Raw genomic sequence first — 15,902 nt, 5'->3', positions numbered from 1 at the left:
AACATAGGTGGGCCATCGATAGGTTGTCGCCAGGGCTAGACGAAATCGCCCGCCTTAGACCTGTGCACGTTGCAGCATGCCAAAAAGATCGCGCGGATCATCGGGGTCTGCCAGCATATCCAAATCAATAAAGAATTCTGTATCTTTGATGCGGTCGCGGATATAGCGCAATGCGCTGAAGTCTTCGATGGCAAAGCCGACGCTATCAAACAGGGTGATCTGTTTGTCATCCCGCCGTCCGGGTTTCTGACCGAGGATGACCTGCCACAACTCGGTGACGGCAAAATCGTCTGGCATTTGTTGAATTTCCCCCTCAACGCGGGTTTGTGGGGGAAACTCAACAAAGACATCCGCGCGGGTCAGGATACCTGCTGCCAGTTCTGTCTTGCCGGGACAGTCACCGCCGATGGCGTTGATATGCACGCCAGCCCCCACCATGTTGTCTGTCAGGATCGTGGCATTCTGCTTATCCGCGGTGCAGGTGGTCAGAATTTGTGCCCCTTCAATGGCCTGTTCTGGCGTGGTGCAGCGGACAACCTCAAGGCCGACGGCAGACAGATTGCGGGCGCATTTCTCTGTTGCTGCAGGATCTTTGTCATAGAGGCGCACCGTTTTCAGCCCGCAGATTGCCTTCATTGCCAGCGTTTGGAACTCAGACTGAGCCCCATTGCCGATCATCGCCATGGTATCAGCCCCCTTTGGCGCCAGATGTTTAGCAACCATTGCTGAGGTGGCTGCCGTGCGTAGAGCCGTAAGCATAGTCATTTCTGTGAGCAAGACCGGATAGCCAGTATAGACATCCGCCAACAGTCCAAAGGCAGTGACCGTTTGCAGGCCTTCGCTGGTGTTTTTGGGATGCCCATTGACGTATTTAAATCCGTAGGCCTCGCCATCGGATGTGGGCATCAGCTCAATGACACCAACCTCAGAATGGCTGGCGACGCGAGGAGTTTTATCAAACAATTCCCAACGCTTAAAGTCCGCTTCTACATAATCTGCAAGATCACTGAGCATGGTTTCAATACCAATGCTATGGACCAGACGCATCATATTGTCGACGCTGACAAAGGGAACGAGGGCTTTTTGCGAAGGCAAGGTCATGAAGGGGTCCTTTCGCGGGGGCTAAGATGTATACCTGCCAACATGCAGCGCACCGACCCCCCGGCTGTTTCGATTGTGGGAATAGACAGCGGCAGCAAAGTCGCACTGCGCTCTATCTTATTGATCTGATCCGGGCGCAGGGCCTGCAGAGCGCGGGCCGAAAGTGCCAAGAGAGGCCCTGTGCCTGTGAGCGCAAAAACATTTCCTGCGAAGCTCCGGATCTGCTCTTCGGTTAGGTCGATAACCTCATGGCCAGTTTCCTCCAGACGGGTGGCAATTTCAGCGCGCCGTGTTGGATCACTAATCATGGACAGGCAGATCATCGCAAAATCTGTGCCAAGGCCCATCAGAACATTGCTGTGGTAGACTTCGCGCCCCTGTGAATCACGAGCCTCAAAGGCCATGGGTTCATAGTTGAAATGGGTGCAAAACCGTTCAAGAAGCACCGGATCCGCCCGGTTTGACGTGACCGTGTAGGCAATACGCCCCACATGATCGAGCACCATGGCGCCGGTGCCCTCTAGCGCCAGCCCGTCCAGCTCAAGCCCGGAAAAATCGATGACATCCTGCACCCGGTAACTGCGCTTCAACGCTTCAATGATGTCCCAACGCCGTTCCAATCGGCGATTAGGGGCATGCATCGGATAGATGGCAATATGGCCGCCAGAGTGGGTTGAAAACCAATTGTTGGGAAAGACGCTATCCGGCGTGGTGGTGCCGATGTCGTCAAAAACATGAACGCCAACGCCCGATGAACGTATGATTTCTACAGCCTTATCAAACTCCTGTAACGCTTTCTTGCGCACTTCTTTGGGTTTCCCCCCAATGATTTGGAAGGCGTTATCTCCCTGTGTATCGGGGTTGGAGCAAAAATTATGCGGGCGCACCATGACCACGGCGCGAGGGGCTTGCAGCGTATTCAATTATAGCTCCGGGTTGGACGATCAAAGACCCGACGCCCAAGGGCGGATGCACAAAGGTCGACCATCAAATCTGCCGTACGGCCGCGTTCGTCCAAAAAGGGATTGAGCTCAACCAAATCCAAAGAGGTCATCAACCCGGAATCATGAAGCATCTCACAGACCAGATGGGCCTCACGCACGGTTGCCCCTCCGGGAACCGTGGTCCCGACAGCGGGCGCCACAGAAGGATCAAGGAAATCCACATCCAAAGAGACATGTAGCAGGCCATTCTTGTCTGCAACCCGATCCAGAAAATCTGCCAGCGGGCCTGCGATACCGTTTTCATCTATGTCGCGCATATCCTGGCGATGTATTTTGCTGGCCTCCAAGGCCTTGCGCTCTGCATTGTCCACAGATCGCAGCCCGATCATGCAGACATTTTCTTCTGGAACCGGATTGGCCACCGCAGGGAAGCCGTCAAAACCGTCACGCCCGGTGAAGTAGCCAACAGGCGTTCCGTGCAGGTTGCCGCTATCGGTGGTTTGGGGGGTGTGAAAATCCGTATGGGCATCCAGCCACAAGACGAAAAGCGGTCGTCCAACTGAGGCAGCGAAATCGGCTACGCCAGTGACAGATCCCAGCGACAATGCGTGATCCCCGCCCAAAAATATGGGCAGGCCTTCGGCCATGGTGTGGCGCGCGATCTCTGCCAGCGAAACTGTCCAACCTATGGTCTGATTGAGGGCAAAAACAGAGCCTTCTTCGGCGTCGGGATCATGTGGAGCTGCTGTCAGATTTCCCAGATCTGTTACTTCATGGCCAAGCCCCGCAAGCGCTGTAACAAGACCCGCTGTGCGATATGCATCCGGCCCCATAAGGCAACCAGGGCGGCGTTTACCACTGTCCACGGGGCCACCAATCAAGAAACAGGTCTTCTTCGTCACGGTAGAACTCTCCAGCACTATATCTGTTAGGGATTAAAATCTCCGAAATGAGGTGGTTGAAACCAATCAAAATGGCCGATATGGATAATGATCAAACATTATGGAGGGGTAAATGGATAAAACGGACGAGCGGTTGATTGCGGCGTTGCGACGCAATGCACGCGCCAGCCTATCAGATCTCGCATTAGAGTTGGATTTGTCCCGCACAACCGTCAGGGCCCGGATCGAACGTTTGCAGCTGCGCGGCGATGTTCTTGGCTTTACGGTTGTTTTGAAAGAGGACGTTCTGCGGGATCCCGTTCGTGGCTTGATGATGATCGGGATCGAAGGGCGCGGCGCCAGCCGCATCGTTCGCCAGCTTCAGGGCATCCCAGAGGTGCGGGCGATTCATACCACCAATGGCCGTTGGGACCTTATTGTGGAACTGGGCACGGAGACCTTGGAAACGCTTGATGCGGCGCTTGCAAAAATCCGAACCTTTGATGGTGTGGTGAGTAGCGAAACCAACCTGCTCCTGGCGACCAAAAAGGAGTCTTGATCAGGGTTTGCTGCGTGCAGCGGCAATCCACAGGCCGGCCAGAGCAAAAGAGATGATCGCATTCCAGCTGGCCATCGACAGGGTGAATAGCTCCCATGGCACCTCATCGCAGCGGACCAAAGGGGCGCCCATGATCTGTTCCATCAGCTGCTCGGGGGTCAGCCCACCAATCGGACCGGAAGTACAGGTTGTCGGCCCCTCCCAAAACCCGCGCTCGACCCCGGTGTGATAGACGCCAATTCCCGCGGTGACCAAGGCCGCGACTGCTCCGAGGTACAAGAGTGCGGTCAGTCCGACACCTGGCAGCACAAAGGCCAGGACCCCAATACCCACGGCCGCGACATGGGGGTAGCGCTGCCAGTAGCACATTTTGCAAGGTGGCAACTCACCAATGTACTGAAAACCTAGCGCTCCCAGCATCATAGCTGCAGATCCTAAGGTCGCTGCAAGGATCAAAATTCGTCGCATATCACAGATACCTCAATACCAGAAAGCCGCCAAACAAGAGCACTATAAAGACCGTGAAGACAAGGCCCAAGCGCTGTTCGATGAAGTCACGAATAGGGGCCCCAAAGGCCCGCAGCAGCCCAGCCACAATGAAAAAACGCAACGCCCGCGCCAAGACGGAGGTCGCCAGGAATGTCATCACTGGCATGCCAGTCCAGCCGGACATGATGGTAATGACCTTGTAGGGGAAGGGGGTAATGCCAGCCCCTAGCACCGCCCAGAAACCAAAGTCGTTGAATTTGTTATTAAACTCTTCGATCGCGGCGCCTTTCCCCATGGCCTCCAGGATCGGCTGGCCGAGGCTTTCATAGAACATGGCGCCAATGGCATAGCCCAGCATGCCTCCAGCCACCGAGGCGATCAGCGCAACCGAGGCAATAATCCAGGCGCGCGAGGGGCGCGCAAGGATCATGGGAATCATCAAGACATCAGGAGGAATGGGAAAGAAGGAACTTTCGACAAAGGAGACTGCGGCGAGCCACCAAAGAGCATGGCGATGATCCGCAAGGGACATGGTCCGATCATAGAGCCTGCGCAGCATCTGAAACCCCTTTAGTTCTCCCTGCATCAGCGGGGTCGCACAGGGACGAGATGAGGTCAATATCAGTGTAAGAGCTGCAGTGGATAATCGCAAATTTTCTCCGTTCTTGATTACTTTTTGCTCTGGACCTCCGGTTCCGGCTTGGATAGGAACGGGGCGTTGCCCAAGTGGCGGAATGGTAGACGCAGGGGATTCAAAATCCCCCGCTGGTGACAGCGTGCCGGTTCGAGTCCGGCCTTGGGTACCATTAAATCAAGGCCTTGCATGACTTACCTCATGCAAGGCCTTGTTTAGTTTCAAGCATAGCTCTCCCTTCAGTTTCCCCGACCTCTTTTTATTTATGATTTGATCTCTCGATTCTGCCCAAGCCAGGGAAACTGGTTTGGAGACCCGCTGTGCCGATGCTTCTGTATCATCGTTCATGTCTTGTGACCGGGCCCAATTTGAAACTCTGGATTGGATCAGCCCGCCGTCCCTAGGGTCGCTGCGGGCTTGTTTACCAGAGCCCTACATCCCTTGACTTTGCGTCATGCCCTAAGGTGACAGATAGGCATGCTGATATAGTTCATATACGAACTAAATGAACAAAGGGACTGGAGACTTATCTTGTCGGTAAAACTGCGCGTCTTTCATCAGTTACAGGTGGCCCACAGCGCCCTGTTTCGTGCGGCCGATCGGCGGACCCGGCGGGCGGTGGGGCTGACCACAAGCCAGTTTGCCGTCCTCTTTGTGCTCTCACAGTCAGACGCCCAACCCATTTCTGAAATTGCAAAGCGCCTTTCCATGGGCAAATCCAGCCTGACCGGCCTTGTGGACCGGATGGTAGAGCGGGGTTTGGTTGCGCGTATCGCCTCACCCAGTGACAGACGGGTGACCAATATCCATCTGGAGCCCAGCGGCGTCGCGCTGTTGGCCCAGGGGAAGGAGGAAACCAAGCACTTCAACAAGGCGCTTCTGTCTCCGTTTAGCGAGGAAGAACAAAAGGTTATTCAACGCTTCCTAACCCACCTGACAGACCAAGCTGAAGAGATAATCAATCCGAAAACCACCAAAAGTGGAAGTCCCCATGATCCAACCGACACGGCGTGAGCCGATTTCCTTTGTCGCCAGCGACGGGGTCACGTTGCAGGGCGACCTGACCCGTTGCAATACCCCCAATTTAGCGGTTCTGATTTCTGCTGGTACAGGCTTTCCGCGCCAGTTCTATCATGCCATTGCTCAATACATGGCGGAACGCGGGGCAATCGTGCTTACCTATGATTATCGTGGCATTGCAGGATCTTGTCACGGGGATCTCGCCCAGTCAGAAATCGAATACGCCGATTGGGGCCGCTATGATATGGTGGCCGCAGTAGAACATCTGTCGCAGGCCGCTCCTGGGTTGCGGATCACCCATCTGGCCCACAGCGTCGGCGGCCATTTCATCGGGGTGATGTCCAACCACGAGGCCATTGATCGTCACGCCTTTATCTCGGTGGGAACCGGATTTATTGGCGGGCATCAGCTTAAAAACTGGCCCCTTGAACTCTATTTCTGGTGGGGGCTGGGCAGCTATTCTCTGCTGCGTTGGGGCTATATCAAGCCCATTGGGGGCTGGCAGGGGGAGGCGCTGCCACCTCGGGTATTCAAAACCTGGCGCAAATGGAGCCAGAGAAGGCGGTATTTTCAGGTCGACTATGAGGGCCTGCTCAAGCCGCAACACTACGCAGATGTGACCGCACCTATCCGGTCATGGGTCTTTAGCGACGATCCGATCGCAACCCCGCGGGCTGCCCAGGACTTGCTGGATTGCTATCCTAACGCGGCGAAATCGTTGCAAATTAGAACGCCCACTGACATTGGAGTGAGGCGTATTGGTCACGAAGGCGCTTTTCGCCCTGGCCGCGAGCCGCTTTGGGCGGAATGTTGGGATTGGCTTTCACAGGACCGGGAAACCCCATGAACTGGCAGGAATGCCTTTTGGAACAAGACATGTAAGGACTGCCGATATGAGCGACTATATCACTCTTCAAACCCTGGATCAGGTGACTACTCTCACCATCAACCGTGCCCAAAAGCGCAATGCCATAACCCAAGAGATGTATGGCGCTATGGCGGACGCGCTCAAGGCCTACGAGGCCTCCGACACCCAGCGGGCCTTTGTCATCACCGGTGCCGAGGACTATTTCACCGCAGGCAATGACCTACAGGATTTTTCGATGGCGGATCACACTGGCGACCTGCCTCCCGTGGCGCGCTTTCTTGAGGCAATTTCTACCTGCAAAAAGCCCGTCATCGCCGCAGTCAACGGTCCGGCCATTGGCGTCGGCCTGACCATGCTATTACATTGTGATCTGGTCTATGCCGCCGAGAGCGCAACCTTCACAGCGCCTTTCGTCAAATTGGGCCTGGTGCCAGAGGCCGGGTCTTCTCTCCTGTTGGCTGCCTCGGTAGGAATGCCTGTTGCCAATGATATCCTGTTGGCCGGGCGCACATTGCAGGCTTCAGAAGCACATAACTACGGCTTGATTTCGCGGGTTTTTCCCGACACGGAGCTGCAGGCTGAAGTTGCAGCAATCGGCAAACATATAGCGTCATCCGCCCCCGAGGCGCTTAAGCTGTCAAAGTCTTTGATCCGCCATCAGCGCGATAAGGTGGCCGCACAGATGCAGTCGGAGGCCGAACTTTTTGTCGCGCAGTTGAAGTCCTCGGAGTTTTCTGAAGTTGTCACTGCGATGATGCAAAAACGTCAGCCGTCTTTTTCCTGACCAAAAAGCACTAACGTTTGAAATTTTCCAAGGGTGGCGCTCTGAATATACGAAGTGCCACCCTTTGGCATTTGATGCGCTCAACTGAAAAAAGATAAGGCCTAAGGCCATCCTTAGACAGGCGCATCCTAGGATGCCACCGCCACAACAATCACGCCAGCACCCAACATTTTACGCCACCTAATGCGCGATCGATAGTTCAAAGCCAAGGGGGGAAGTGGCGCACCTGAGAGGATTCGAACCTCTGGCCTCTGCCTTCGGAGGGCAGCGCTCTATCCAGCTGAGCTACAGGTGCTGATGGTAGGGGCGGTATAGCGACCAAGAGACTGAGCCGCAATGGCAAATCTGCAGAGGTTAGAAAATTCCCTCAAGGGGGAGAAGGTGGCCAACAACCGACATTCCCCCTCAGAAAGCAGCCAGATTAGCCGCTCCAACTGCGGACGACACCACAGTCCATATGGACAAAATTTGAGCCGCGGTATTTGCCGACGCCACCCGCACGGCAGGCCTTCGCGGCATTGGCCATCTGGCTGACGGACCGGGAGGAAAGACGCAAATCAGCGGCCTGTCCACGCATATGAAGCGAGTTCTTCGCCACGCCGCGGGAGCGGCTGCGCAGCATCGCGTTGGTCTGGGGGCTGCGGTAGCCCGAAAGCATCATGTAGGGTTCGCTCACATCAAGAAGATTGTGCGAGGCTGCCATGATGTCGATGGTGCGCAGATCGATGGATTTGACCTGATCGGTCCTCCAGTCGCGCATGAAATAGTTGATCTCTTTTACGGCGTCTTTGATATAGTCGCCATCAATCCAATAGATCATATCAATACGCTCACCAGTCCGGCCGGAGAACATGCGAATGCGGCGAATATCGCCACCACCGCGTAAGAAACCTGCCGCCTGAGAGAAAGTAGGAGCCGCTGCCACAGTCGTCGCTGCAAATGCCCCGAGAAGTGCCCGCCGGGTCATGCCCGTCTTAGTGAGTTCTGCCATGTCTTAACTACGCCATCCCGAACGTGTTTAGTCCTGCCTATGCCCGATGTTACGAGCCTACTGCGCTTTTTACCTGTGGTGGGTATGCCACAGAGAGAATCAATTACCAAGGTCCGTTTTGCCAGCTGACAATTTGCCGAGGATTTTCGGCAAAAATCTGCGCAAAAGGGGGACGAGTGGTTAATTTTTCCCCTAAGAGTAGCGTCGATTACCCTGTTTATGCGACTGCATCGCACCAAAGTGACTCTGTCAGAGCTTGGTTTCGTAAACGTGAATGGACATTCGGCATTGTCTTTCACCAATAATTCATAGAGCTGCCACCATTGTATTCGTTCATCGCTGTTGAGGACCAAAGAATTATGACCAAGACCAAATTCACGAGCCGCGCTACCCCGCTGAAATCCGGGCTTTTTGCATTGGCCTTGAGCGGCATCAGCTGCTTTGGTTTTGGCTCCATGGCCGCGGCGGAATCAACGGCCTTTCGCCAGGCGGTTGCTGAAATCGCCTCGGTTAACGATGGTGTTGCGAAGTTTTATCGAGAAAATACCTACTCACCGCTTTGGACCGGTGCAGATCAGGCCTCTAGCCAACGGCGCGCAGCGCTCTTGCACGCGCTGCAAGAGGCAACTGCCCATGGTTTGCCCGACCAATCTACTACGGCTGCCCGCCTGGTAGAACAGATGCGAAATGCGCGCACTGCGCGTGACTTCGGCCAGGTGGAGGCCGCCCTCAGCACCGCCTTCGTTAACTATGCGGCCATGGTCCAGACCGGACTGCTGAAGCCCTCGAGCATCGACAGCGGTATGGTGCGTGAGCGCCGCGATCACGATGGGGCCGCCGCTCTGGCGGGGATGCGGGACAATCAGCCCTTTGCCTATTTGCGCACCCTGGTTCCGGCCTCGCCGCAGTATCGTGCACTTATGCGTGAAAAGCTGCGCCTAGAACAGTTGCAAGCCGCAGGTGGCTGGGGGCCAACGGTTCCCGGCAATAAACTAGAACCCGGTGACACGGGCACAAATGTAGTCGCCCTGCGTAATCGTCTCATTGCCCTTGGCTATATGGAACGCAGCGCAACTGCCAGTTATGACCGCGATATGGAGCGCGCAGTAGAGAGTTTTCAGGCCGATCACGGTCTGGAGGTGGATGGGGTCGCCGGCGGTGGTACTCTGAAAGAAATCAATCGGCCAGTTCGGGACCGTCTGAAATCTGTGATCATCGCAATGGAGCGTGAGCGCTGGTTGACGCCCGACCGCGGTGAGCGCCATGTCCTGGTCAACCAAACCGACTTCACCGCCAAGATCATCGACAATGGCGATGTGACCTTTGAGACCCGTTCGGTTATTGGCAAAAACCAATCTGACCGACGCTCGCCGGAGTTTTCGGATGTGATGGAACACCTGGTGATCAATCCGAGCTGGCACGTGCCACGCTCGATCATCACCAAGGAATATCTGCCACAGCTGCGCAATAACCCCAATGCGGTAAGCCATATTCAGATCACCGATAGCCGGGGGCGGGTGGTCAATCGTGGCTCAGTTGATTTTTCACAATATACCGCCCGTAGCTTCCCCTTTGCGATGCGCCAGCCACCCAGCACACGTAACGCTTTGGGACTGGTTAAGTTTATCTTCCCCAATAAGCACAACATCTACCTGCATGACACACCGCAAAAGAGCCTGTTCAAACGGGAAGTCCGTGCTTTCTCGCACGGTTGCATCCGTCTGGCGCAGCCCTTTGAATTTGCTTATGCTCTCTTGGCCAAGCAGACCGAAGACCCTATTGATTTTTTCCACCGCATCCTAAAATCCGGCAAAGAGACCAAGGTTGATCTCGAGCAGCAGGTGCCTGTTCACATTATCTACCGAACCGCATATGTGTCCAACAAAGGTCGGGCCGAGTTCCGCCGGGATGTTTACGGACGTGACGCCAAAGTCTGGGCTGCACTTGAGCAGGCTGGCGTGTCATTGAAGGATGTTCAGGGGTAAATCTGGGGCCCGTTCAGGAGCTTAAGCCGGAAAGGGCCCCTAGATATGTACACTGTTCGCGAGATCGCAGAGGCCATTGGCGTTGATGCGCAGGGTGACCTCGAGCTGTTGATCACCCGCGCCGCAGAGCCACAGGACGCCGGTCCGCAGGATCTCGCCATGGCAACCTCCGCCAAATATGCCCAAGGGCTGGCCAAGGGCTCTGCACAGGTTGCCCTGTTGTGGGAGGGCGCCGATTGGCAGGCCCTGGGCCTGAAGGCAGCGCTGTTTGCCAGCCGTCCGCGGATGGCTTTGGGTGGCGTATCGGTCCTGATGGACAAAGGTCAGGGATTCTCGAGCGGCATTCATCCCTCTGCCGTGATCGACCCGAGCGCGACGCTTGGCGAGGGCGTGTCGGTGGGACCGCTCAGCATTATTGCAGCAGGTGCCAAGATTGGTGCGGGCTCGGTAATCGGGCCTCATTGCTATATCGGGGCAGACGTTGAAATTGGCATTGAGGCACAGCTCCGCGAGATGGTCTCCATTGGCGCACGGGCGCGGATTGGGGATCGGTTTCGCGCGCAACCCGGAGCCCGCATCGGTAGCGATGGGTTCTCCTACGTCACACCAGAAGTGTCCGGCGTGGAAAACGTGCGCAAGACCGTTGGCGATCAAGGAGATGCAAGATCGCAAAGCTGGCTGCGCATCCATTCACTTGGCGCTGTTTCCATCGGTGACGATGTTGAGATTGGCGCCAATTGCACCATCGATAATGGCACCATCCGCGACACTGAGATCGGATCCGGCAGCAAGTTGGATAATCAGGTGCACGTGGGCCATAACACCCGCATTGGACGCGATTGTCTGATCTGTGGCCAATGTGGACTGTCAGGCTCCGTCGAGGTCGGCAACAACGTTGTGATGGGTGGCCAATGCGGCGCAGCAGACAATATCTTTATTGGAGACGGTGTCATTGCCGGGGGCGCTACCAAGATAATCTCGAATGTGCCAGCCGGGCGCGTGGTCATGGGCTACCCAGCGGTCAAAATGGAAACCCATACCGAAATCTACAAAGCGCAGCGCCGTTTGCCGCGTTTGATGCGGGATATAGAAAAGCTGAAAAAGGCTGTTTTCAAATAGGGTTTGAGCCGCTACATCTGCCGGGACATCACAGATCAGGGGGCCAAAATGAGCACTCAGGACAAGGTCATTGCAATCATCGCCGAACAGGCGCTGCTTGAGCCATCGGATGTAACCCTTACCAGCACCTTAGAAGATCTCGGGATCGACAGTATGGGGTTGGTGGAGTGCATTTTTGCCATCGAAGAGGAATTTGACATCTCAATCCCCTTCAACTCCAACACTCCAGAGGACAGCGAGTTTGATATCTCAAATGTGTCGGCCATCATCGCCGGGATTGACAAATTAGTGTCACAAACCTCGTGATATCAGCGCTAAAACCCTTGGGGAAGCAGAGATGAAGCGCGTTGTCATTACTGGAGCCGGCACAATCAATGCCCTAGGGCATTCCGTTGCCTCCACCTTTGAAGCCATGCGCGAAGGGCGCTGTGGAATTGGCAAGCTGGAGTTTCGCGACGTAGACCGGCTGTCAATTCGGATCGGGGGTCAGGTGCGCGGATTTGAAGCCGAGGGACGTTTCAATCGGCAACAAATGAGCCTTTATGATCGTTTTACCCAGTTTACCTTGACTGCGGCAAAAGAAGCGATCGAACAATCTGGCCTGGAATTTCACGGGGAACTGTCGGCCAAGTCCGGCGTTGTTCTGGGCACAGCCGGGGGGGGCGTCTCTACCTGGGATGACAACTACCGCTCGGTCTATGAAGATGGCAAAAACCGGGTGCATCCCTTTGTGGTGCCCAAGCTGATGAACAATGCTGCTGCAAGCCATGTCTCGATGGAGTTCAATCTCAAAGGGCCGAGTTTCACCGTCTCGACCGCATGCGCCTCGTCCAACCATGCCATGGCCCAGGCTTTTCAGATGGTGCGCGCAGGCGTGAGCCCGGTAATGATTACTGGTGGGTCCGAATCTATGCTCTGCTTTGGCGGCGTGAAAGCCTGGGAAGGGCTGCGCGTCATGTCGAAAAAGGCATGTCGACCTTTTAGCGCCAACCGCAATGGTATGGTGCAGGGGGAGGGGGCCGGGATCTTTGTCTTTGAAGACTATGAGCACGCTCAGGCGCGCGGGGCGGATATCCTGTGCGAAGTTCTGGGCTATGCTATGTCCTCGGATGCCTCCGACATTGTCATGCCCAGCAAACAGGGCGCTGCCCGGGCCATTTCGGGCGCCTTGCAGGACGCAGGCGTCGATCGGGATCGGGTCGGCTATATCAATGCCCACGGCACCGGAACTGTGGCGAATGACAAAACCGAATGCGCTGCGGTGGCCGACGTCTTTGGGCCCCATGCAGATCGTTTGATGATGTCATCGACGAAATCCATGCATGGGCATCTGATTGGTGGGACCGGTGCCGTGGAACTCTTGGCCTGTATCATGGCGCTCAAAGACGGGGTAATTGCGCCCACCATCGGATATGAAGAGCCAGATCCTGAATGCGCCTTGGATGTGGTGCCAAATCAGGCCCGCGAAGCCCGCGTTGACGTGGCGCTATCCAATGCTTTCGCCTTTGGCGGTTTGAATGCGGTGCTGGCTTTGGGGCGGGTCTGAACCGATTTGATCTAACCCACCTGCCAAATAAATGCCGAACATCGGTTGATGTGAAAAGAAAACCACCGCAGGAAAAGATCCTGCGGTGGTTCTTGATTCTAGGCCCTAAATTTCGAGCCGGTCTGGCTCAGAACAAACTTTGCCGAGATCACCGGATTATTGTTGTACAACATCCACAACGTTATACCCGGCCGTAAAGCCTTTAAGCGACATCTTCATCTCGACCAGCTGATCTGGGGCAGGGGCAGGGCGAAGCGACAGGGTGGCTTCGCCACCTGCCTTAAAAGTGTCTATGTCAGCTTGTGTCAGGCCGATCTGAGCCACACATCCAAGTGGGTTGCAGAAGGAGTAGTTGTAGCGCTTTCCGGGGGCACCATCGACGGAAATTGTCAGGGCGGCGGGCAGCAGGGTTTCCAGAGGAACGATAATTGTCGCGCCGGCAACAGCCTGACCGCCGGGTTGATCAATCCGGAACAGCGAAACTTCGGCCATCGGATTGCCATTGGGGTCTGTCAGGATTTGTAGCAAGGAACAGGGGTCGGTCTCTGCCTCGGTCTTAACGCAGGCCAGATCCCAGTCGCCATGGGTCTCTTTTGCATAGCGATCGCCAAGCTTTGGCGTGCCATCGTCAACGGGTTGACCAAGATCCAAAATTTGATCTGCAGTTTGCTCGGAGGTCTGGGGAGCGGTTGTTTCGCTTTCCTGGGCTGACAAAGAGCTCGTCACCGCGATTAGGGCGGCCAGGGTCATTGGCGTAAGGGACTTGATCATGAATGCCTCATTATTCTCAGGTCGTTTGCAAAGCCTTTACCATGTTGCAGCTGAGGTGTCAGGCCTCAATCCCTCGCCCAACAAAGAATAGGCAAGGAATTGTATGCAAATTTAATAACAAGTGAAGAGCTTGGAACAAAAGCAAAAAAGGAAGCTCTCCGGCTCCCTTTTTTGTGTAGTTCTCCCCGTCGGACTGGCCGACTTAGTTATTGGGTAGGACGTTACGAAAGGCCTGTGCCTGGGTCAACATGCAATAACAAAAAAATGTGACCCTTGGCGGCTTTACTTGAATTTTATGCCTTGAAAGGTCACGAAACTGACCTGTGTCGGGTGTGACCGATGGCTCAACCAGCAAGGCAACAGAAAACTGGCACTAAAGCTAGCGGCAGACCTTGGCGTCAGGAATGGTTGACGGGCCCTGTTCAGTGACAAAAAAGGGCCGTGCCCAGGGCACGGCCAGTCTGACAGGGAGGAAATGCCCGCCACGATCTCGATTAGAGAGGACGGACATGACATAGATCGCATATAAAAGTTAATAATCTGTTTTCAAGAGATCCCCACTGGCGCGGGAGCAATCCCAACCCGTGATTCCTTCACGAATGTGGGCGGCAGATCTCTTGGGGCAAAGACCAGGCGGGCAAAGGACGACCATGACAAGTAAGATTTTTATCGGCGGCGGTGGTGAAGGCTATCGTGAGCCTCAGGAAATGAGTTTCAAATATGCCAATCGGCACGGATTGATCGCCGGGGCTACAGGGACCGGGAAGACTGTTACCCTGCAGATCCTTGCCGAAAGTTTTTCCCAGGCTGGTGTCCCGGTGATCCTGGCAGATGTCAAAGGCGATCTGTCCGGGTTAGCAAAGCCTGGCACAGCGACGCATAAATTACATGATGCCTTTATGGGACGGGCAGAAACGATCGGCTTTGACCGTTACCACTATCATAGCTGCCCGGTGACCTTTTGGGATCTGTTTGGCGAGCAAGGTCACCCGGTGCGGACAACGGTAGCAGAGATGGGGCCTTTGCTATTAGCGCAATTGCTGGAATTGAGCGAAGCACAAGAGGGTATTCTGAATATCGCCTTCAGGCTTGCCGATGAGCAGGCCTTACCCTTGTTGGACCTTAAGGATCTGCAGGCGCTCCTGGTCTGGATTGGGGAGAACCGGGCGGAGTTATCGCTGCGCTATGGCAATGTTTCTCCGGCATCCGTAGGCGCCATTCAGCGGCGGCTGTTGGTTTTGGAGAACCAAGGTGGGGCGGATCTTTTTGGGGAACCGGCGCTGGAACTTACGGATTTGATGCGTCAGGACCGTGAAGGGCGGGGTATGGTGAATATTCTTGCCTCGGATAAGTTGATGGCCGCGCCTAAGTTATATGCCACATTCCTGCTCTGGCTTTTGAGCGAGTTGTTTGAAGAACTGCCTGAGGTTGGCGACCCAGACAAACCTCGGTTGGTGTTCTTTTTTGATGAGGCGCATCTGTTGTTCGAAGATGCCCCCAAGGCGCTAGTCGACAAAGTTGAACAAGTGGCGCGGTTGATCCGCTCCAAAGGCGTTGGCATCTATTTTATCACGCAGAGCCCCGGCGATGTGCCGGAGGATATTCTGGGCCAGCTGGGAAATCGGATCCAGCATGCGCTGCGGGCCTTTACCGCGCGCGACCGCAAGAACCTGAAACTGGCGGCGGAAACCTACCGCGAGAACCCACGGTTCTCTACCGAAGATGCCATTCGCGAAGTGGGGGTCGGGGAGGCCGTAACCTCGATGCTGCAAAAAAAGGGCGTGCCAGGCATTGTTGAACGCACCCTGATCCGTCCTCCTAGCAGCCAGTTGGGACCGCTCAGCAAAGCGGAACGGGCCCAGAGTCTAAAAGATTCCGACATGGCCGGGAAATACGACAAGCCGCTGGACCGCCATTCTGCCTACGAGATCCTGCAAGAGCGGACCGCGAAAGCAGCAGCGCTGGCCGAAGAGGCCGAGGCCAAAGCCGAGGCGGCGCCCGAGCCTATGGCACGGGAATTCAATGCCGCGCGGCGTTTTTCAGGCTCTCGAATTCCACGTTCATCCGCCCGCAGGCACCGTCCCAAGGACACCTTTGCTTCGGCCATGTCGGAAGCCGTGATCAAGGAGCTCAAAGGCACTACAGGGCGCCGGTTGGTGCGTGGGATCCTGGGAGGATTGTTCAAAGGGCGCTAAGAAAATAGGGGGCTG

At 55.5% G+C, this 15,902-nt stretch carries 16 protein-coding genes and 2 tRNA genes; 10 read left to right on the top strand and 8 right to left on the bottom strand.

Going from position 1 to position 15,902, the window contains the following annotated elements; all coding sequences use genetic code 11:
• Positions 1-54: 54 nt before the first annotated feature.
• From MED193_RS04045 to rocF, 3 genes are read right to left on the bottom strand one after another with little or no spacing between them, the layout of a single operon-like run.
• Positions 55-1,101 carry an ornithine cyclodeaminase gene (locus tag MED193_RS04045; RefSeq protein WP_009808369.1) on the bottom strand — a complete coding sequence of 349 codons (1,047 nt, stop codon included), beginning with the start codon at positions 1,099-1,101 and terminating at the stop codon, positions 55-57.
• Positions 1,098-2,024 (bottom strand): citrulline utilization hydrolase CtlX, encoded by a 927-nt coding sequence (gene ctlX / locus MED193_RS04040; protein ID WP_039965864.1) that lies wholly within the window; start codon positions 2,022-2,024, stop codon positions 1,098-1,100. The genes MED193_RS04045 and ctlX overlap by 4 nt, the downstream gene beginning before the upstream one ends.
• Positions 2,021-2,947, bottom strand: a complete 927-nt coding sequence (gene rocF, locus MED193_RS04035) for an arginase (RefSeq protein WP_039965862.1) — start codon at positions 2,945-2,947, stop codon at positions 2,021-2,023. Before rocF ends, ctlX begins: the two co-directional genes overlap by 4 nt.
• Positions 2,948-3,059: 112 nt before the next feature.
• Here rocF and MED193_RS04030 point away from each other — a divergent pair, with 112 nt between their 5' ends.
• Positions 3,060-3,485, top strand: a complete 426-nt coding sequence (locus MED193_RS04030; RefSeq protein ID WP_009808366.1) for an Lrp/AsnC family transcriptional regulator — start codon at positions 3,060-3,062, stop codon at positions 3,483-3,485.
• Here MED193_RS04030 and MED193_RS04025 read toward each other — a convergent pair whose 3' ends face one another.
• Together MED193_RS04025 and MED193_RS04020 are read right to left on the bottom strand one after the other, a co-directional pair.
• Positions 3,486-3,953 carry a disulfide bond formation protein B gene (locus MED193_RS04025; protein WP_039965860.1) on the bottom strand — a complete coding sequence of 156 codons (468 nt, stop codon included), beginning with the start codon at positions 3,951-3,953 and terminating at the stop codon, positions 3,486-3,488. It lies immediately after the preceding gene.
• Between the two features lies 1 nt (position 3,954).
• Positions 3,955-4,533, bottom strand: coding sequence for a YqaA family protein (locus MED193_RS04020; RefSeq protein WP_009808364.1), 579 nt, complete (start codon positions 4,531-4,533; stop codon positions 3,955-3,957).
• A 161-nt stretch (positions 4,534-4,694) separates the two neighbouring features.
• On the opposite strand from MED193_RS04020, the gene MED193_RS04015 reads away from it, so the two are divergent.
• The 4 genes from MED193_RS04015 to MED193_RS04000 all read left to right on the top strand — a co-directional run bounded on the left by MED193_RS04015 (position 4,695) and on the right by MED193_RS04000 (position 7,280).
• Positions 4,695-4,780, top strand: a tRNA-Leu gene (locus tag MED193_RS04015).
• Positions 4,781-5,139: 359 nt separating this feature from the next.
• Entirely contained in the window at positions 5,140-5,622 is a 483-nt protein-coding gene (locus MED193_RS04010) for a MarR family winged helix-turn-helix transcriptional regulator (RefSeq protein WP_009808363.1), read from the top strand.
• On the top strand, positions 5,600-6,475 hold the full coding sequence (locus MED193_RS04005) for an alpha/beta hydrolase (RefSeq protein WP_009808362.1): 876 nt from the start codon (positions 5,600-5,602) through the stop codon (positions 6,473-6,475). The genes MED193_RS04010 and MED193_RS04005 overlap by 23 nt, the downstream gene beginning before the upstream one ends.
• A gap of 46 nt (positions 6,476-6,521) precedes the next feature.
• Positions 6,522-7,280: an enoyl-CoA hydratase gene (locus MED193_RS04000; RefSeq protein WP_009808361.1), complete on the top strand. Its 759-nt coding sequence runs from the start codon at positions 6,522-6,524 to the stop codon at positions 7,278-7,280.
• A 218-nt stretch (positions 7,281-7,498) separates the two neighbouring features.
• Here MED193_RS04000 and MED193_RS03995 read toward each other — a convergent pair.
• Both MED193_RS03995 and MED193_RS03990 read right to left on the bottom strand, forming a co-directional pair.
• Positions 7,499-7,575: transfer RNA gene (locus MED193_RS03995), tRNA-Arg, on the bottom strand.
• 126 nt (positions 7,576-7,701) lie between these two features.
• A complete protein-coding gene (locus MED193_RS03990) occupies positions 7,702-8,271 on the bottom strand; it encodes a DUF882 domain-containing protein (RefSeq protein ID WP_039965857.1) in 570 nt (189 codons plus the stop codon).
• A gap of 359 nt (positions 8,272-8,630) precedes the next feature.
• Here MED193_RS03990 and MED193_RS03985 point away from each other — a divergent pair, with 359 nt between their 5' ends.
• Genes MED193_RS03985 through MED193_RS03970 form a run of 4 tightly spaced genes read left to right on the top strand, consistent with a single transcriptional unit; the run spans position 8,631 to position 12,921 of the window.
• The gene (locus tag MED193_RS03985) at positions 8,631-10,256 is read left to right on the top strand and encodes a murein L,D-transpeptidase (RefSeq protein ID WP_009808359.1); all 1,626 of its coding nucleotides are present in this window, start codon (positions 8,631-8,633) and stop codon (positions 10,254-10,256) included.
• Positions 10,257-10,301: 45 nt separating this feature from the next.
• Positions 10,302-11,375 (top strand): UDP-3-O-(3-hydroxymyristoyl)glucosamine N-acyltransferase, encoded by a 1,074-nt coding sequence (gene lpxD, locus MED193_RS03980; RefSeq protein WP_009808358.1) that lies wholly within the window; start codon positions 10,302-10,304, stop codon positions 11,373-11,375.
• Positions 11,376-11,423: 48 nt separating this feature from the next.
• Positions 11,424-11,681: an acyl carrier protein gene (locus MED193_RS03975; RefSeq protein WP_039965854.1), complete on the top strand. Its 258-nt coding sequence runs from the start codon at positions 11,424-11,426 to the stop codon at positions 11,679-11,681.
• Between the two features lie 31 nt (positions 11,682-11,712).
• Positions 11,713-12,921, top strand: coding sequence for a beta-ketoacyl synthase (locus MED193_RS03970; protein ID WP_009808356.1), 1,209 nt, complete (start codon positions 11,713-11,715; stop codon positions 12,919-12,921).
• Between the two features lie 156 nt (positions 12,922-13,077).
• Here MED193_RS03970 and MED193_RS03965 read toward each other — a convergent pair whose 3' ends face one another.
• Entirely contained in the window at positions 13,078-13,692 is a 615-nt protein-coding gene (locus MED193_RS03965; RefSeq protein WP_009808355.1) for an invasion associated locus B family protein, read from the bottom strand.
• Between the two features lie 650 nt (positions 13,693-14,342).
• Here MED193_RS03965 and MED193_RS03960 point away from each other — a divergent pair.
• Complete coding sequence (locus tag MED193_RS03960; protein ID WP_009808354.1) at positions 14,343-15,887, top strand: helicase HerA-like domain-containing protein; 1,545 nt, start codon at positions 14,343-14,345, stop codon at positions 15,885-15,887.
• Positions 15,888-15,902: the final 15 nt, after the last annotated feature.

Source organism: Roseobacter sp. MED193 (assembly GCF_000152965.1).
Classification (GTDB): Bacteria; Pseudomonadota; Alphaproteobacteria; order Rhodobacterales; family Rhodobacteraceae; genus Pseudophaeobacter.
Note: the sequence above shows the minus strand (reverse complement) of the source record. Positions and strands in the feature narration are given on the sequence as shown.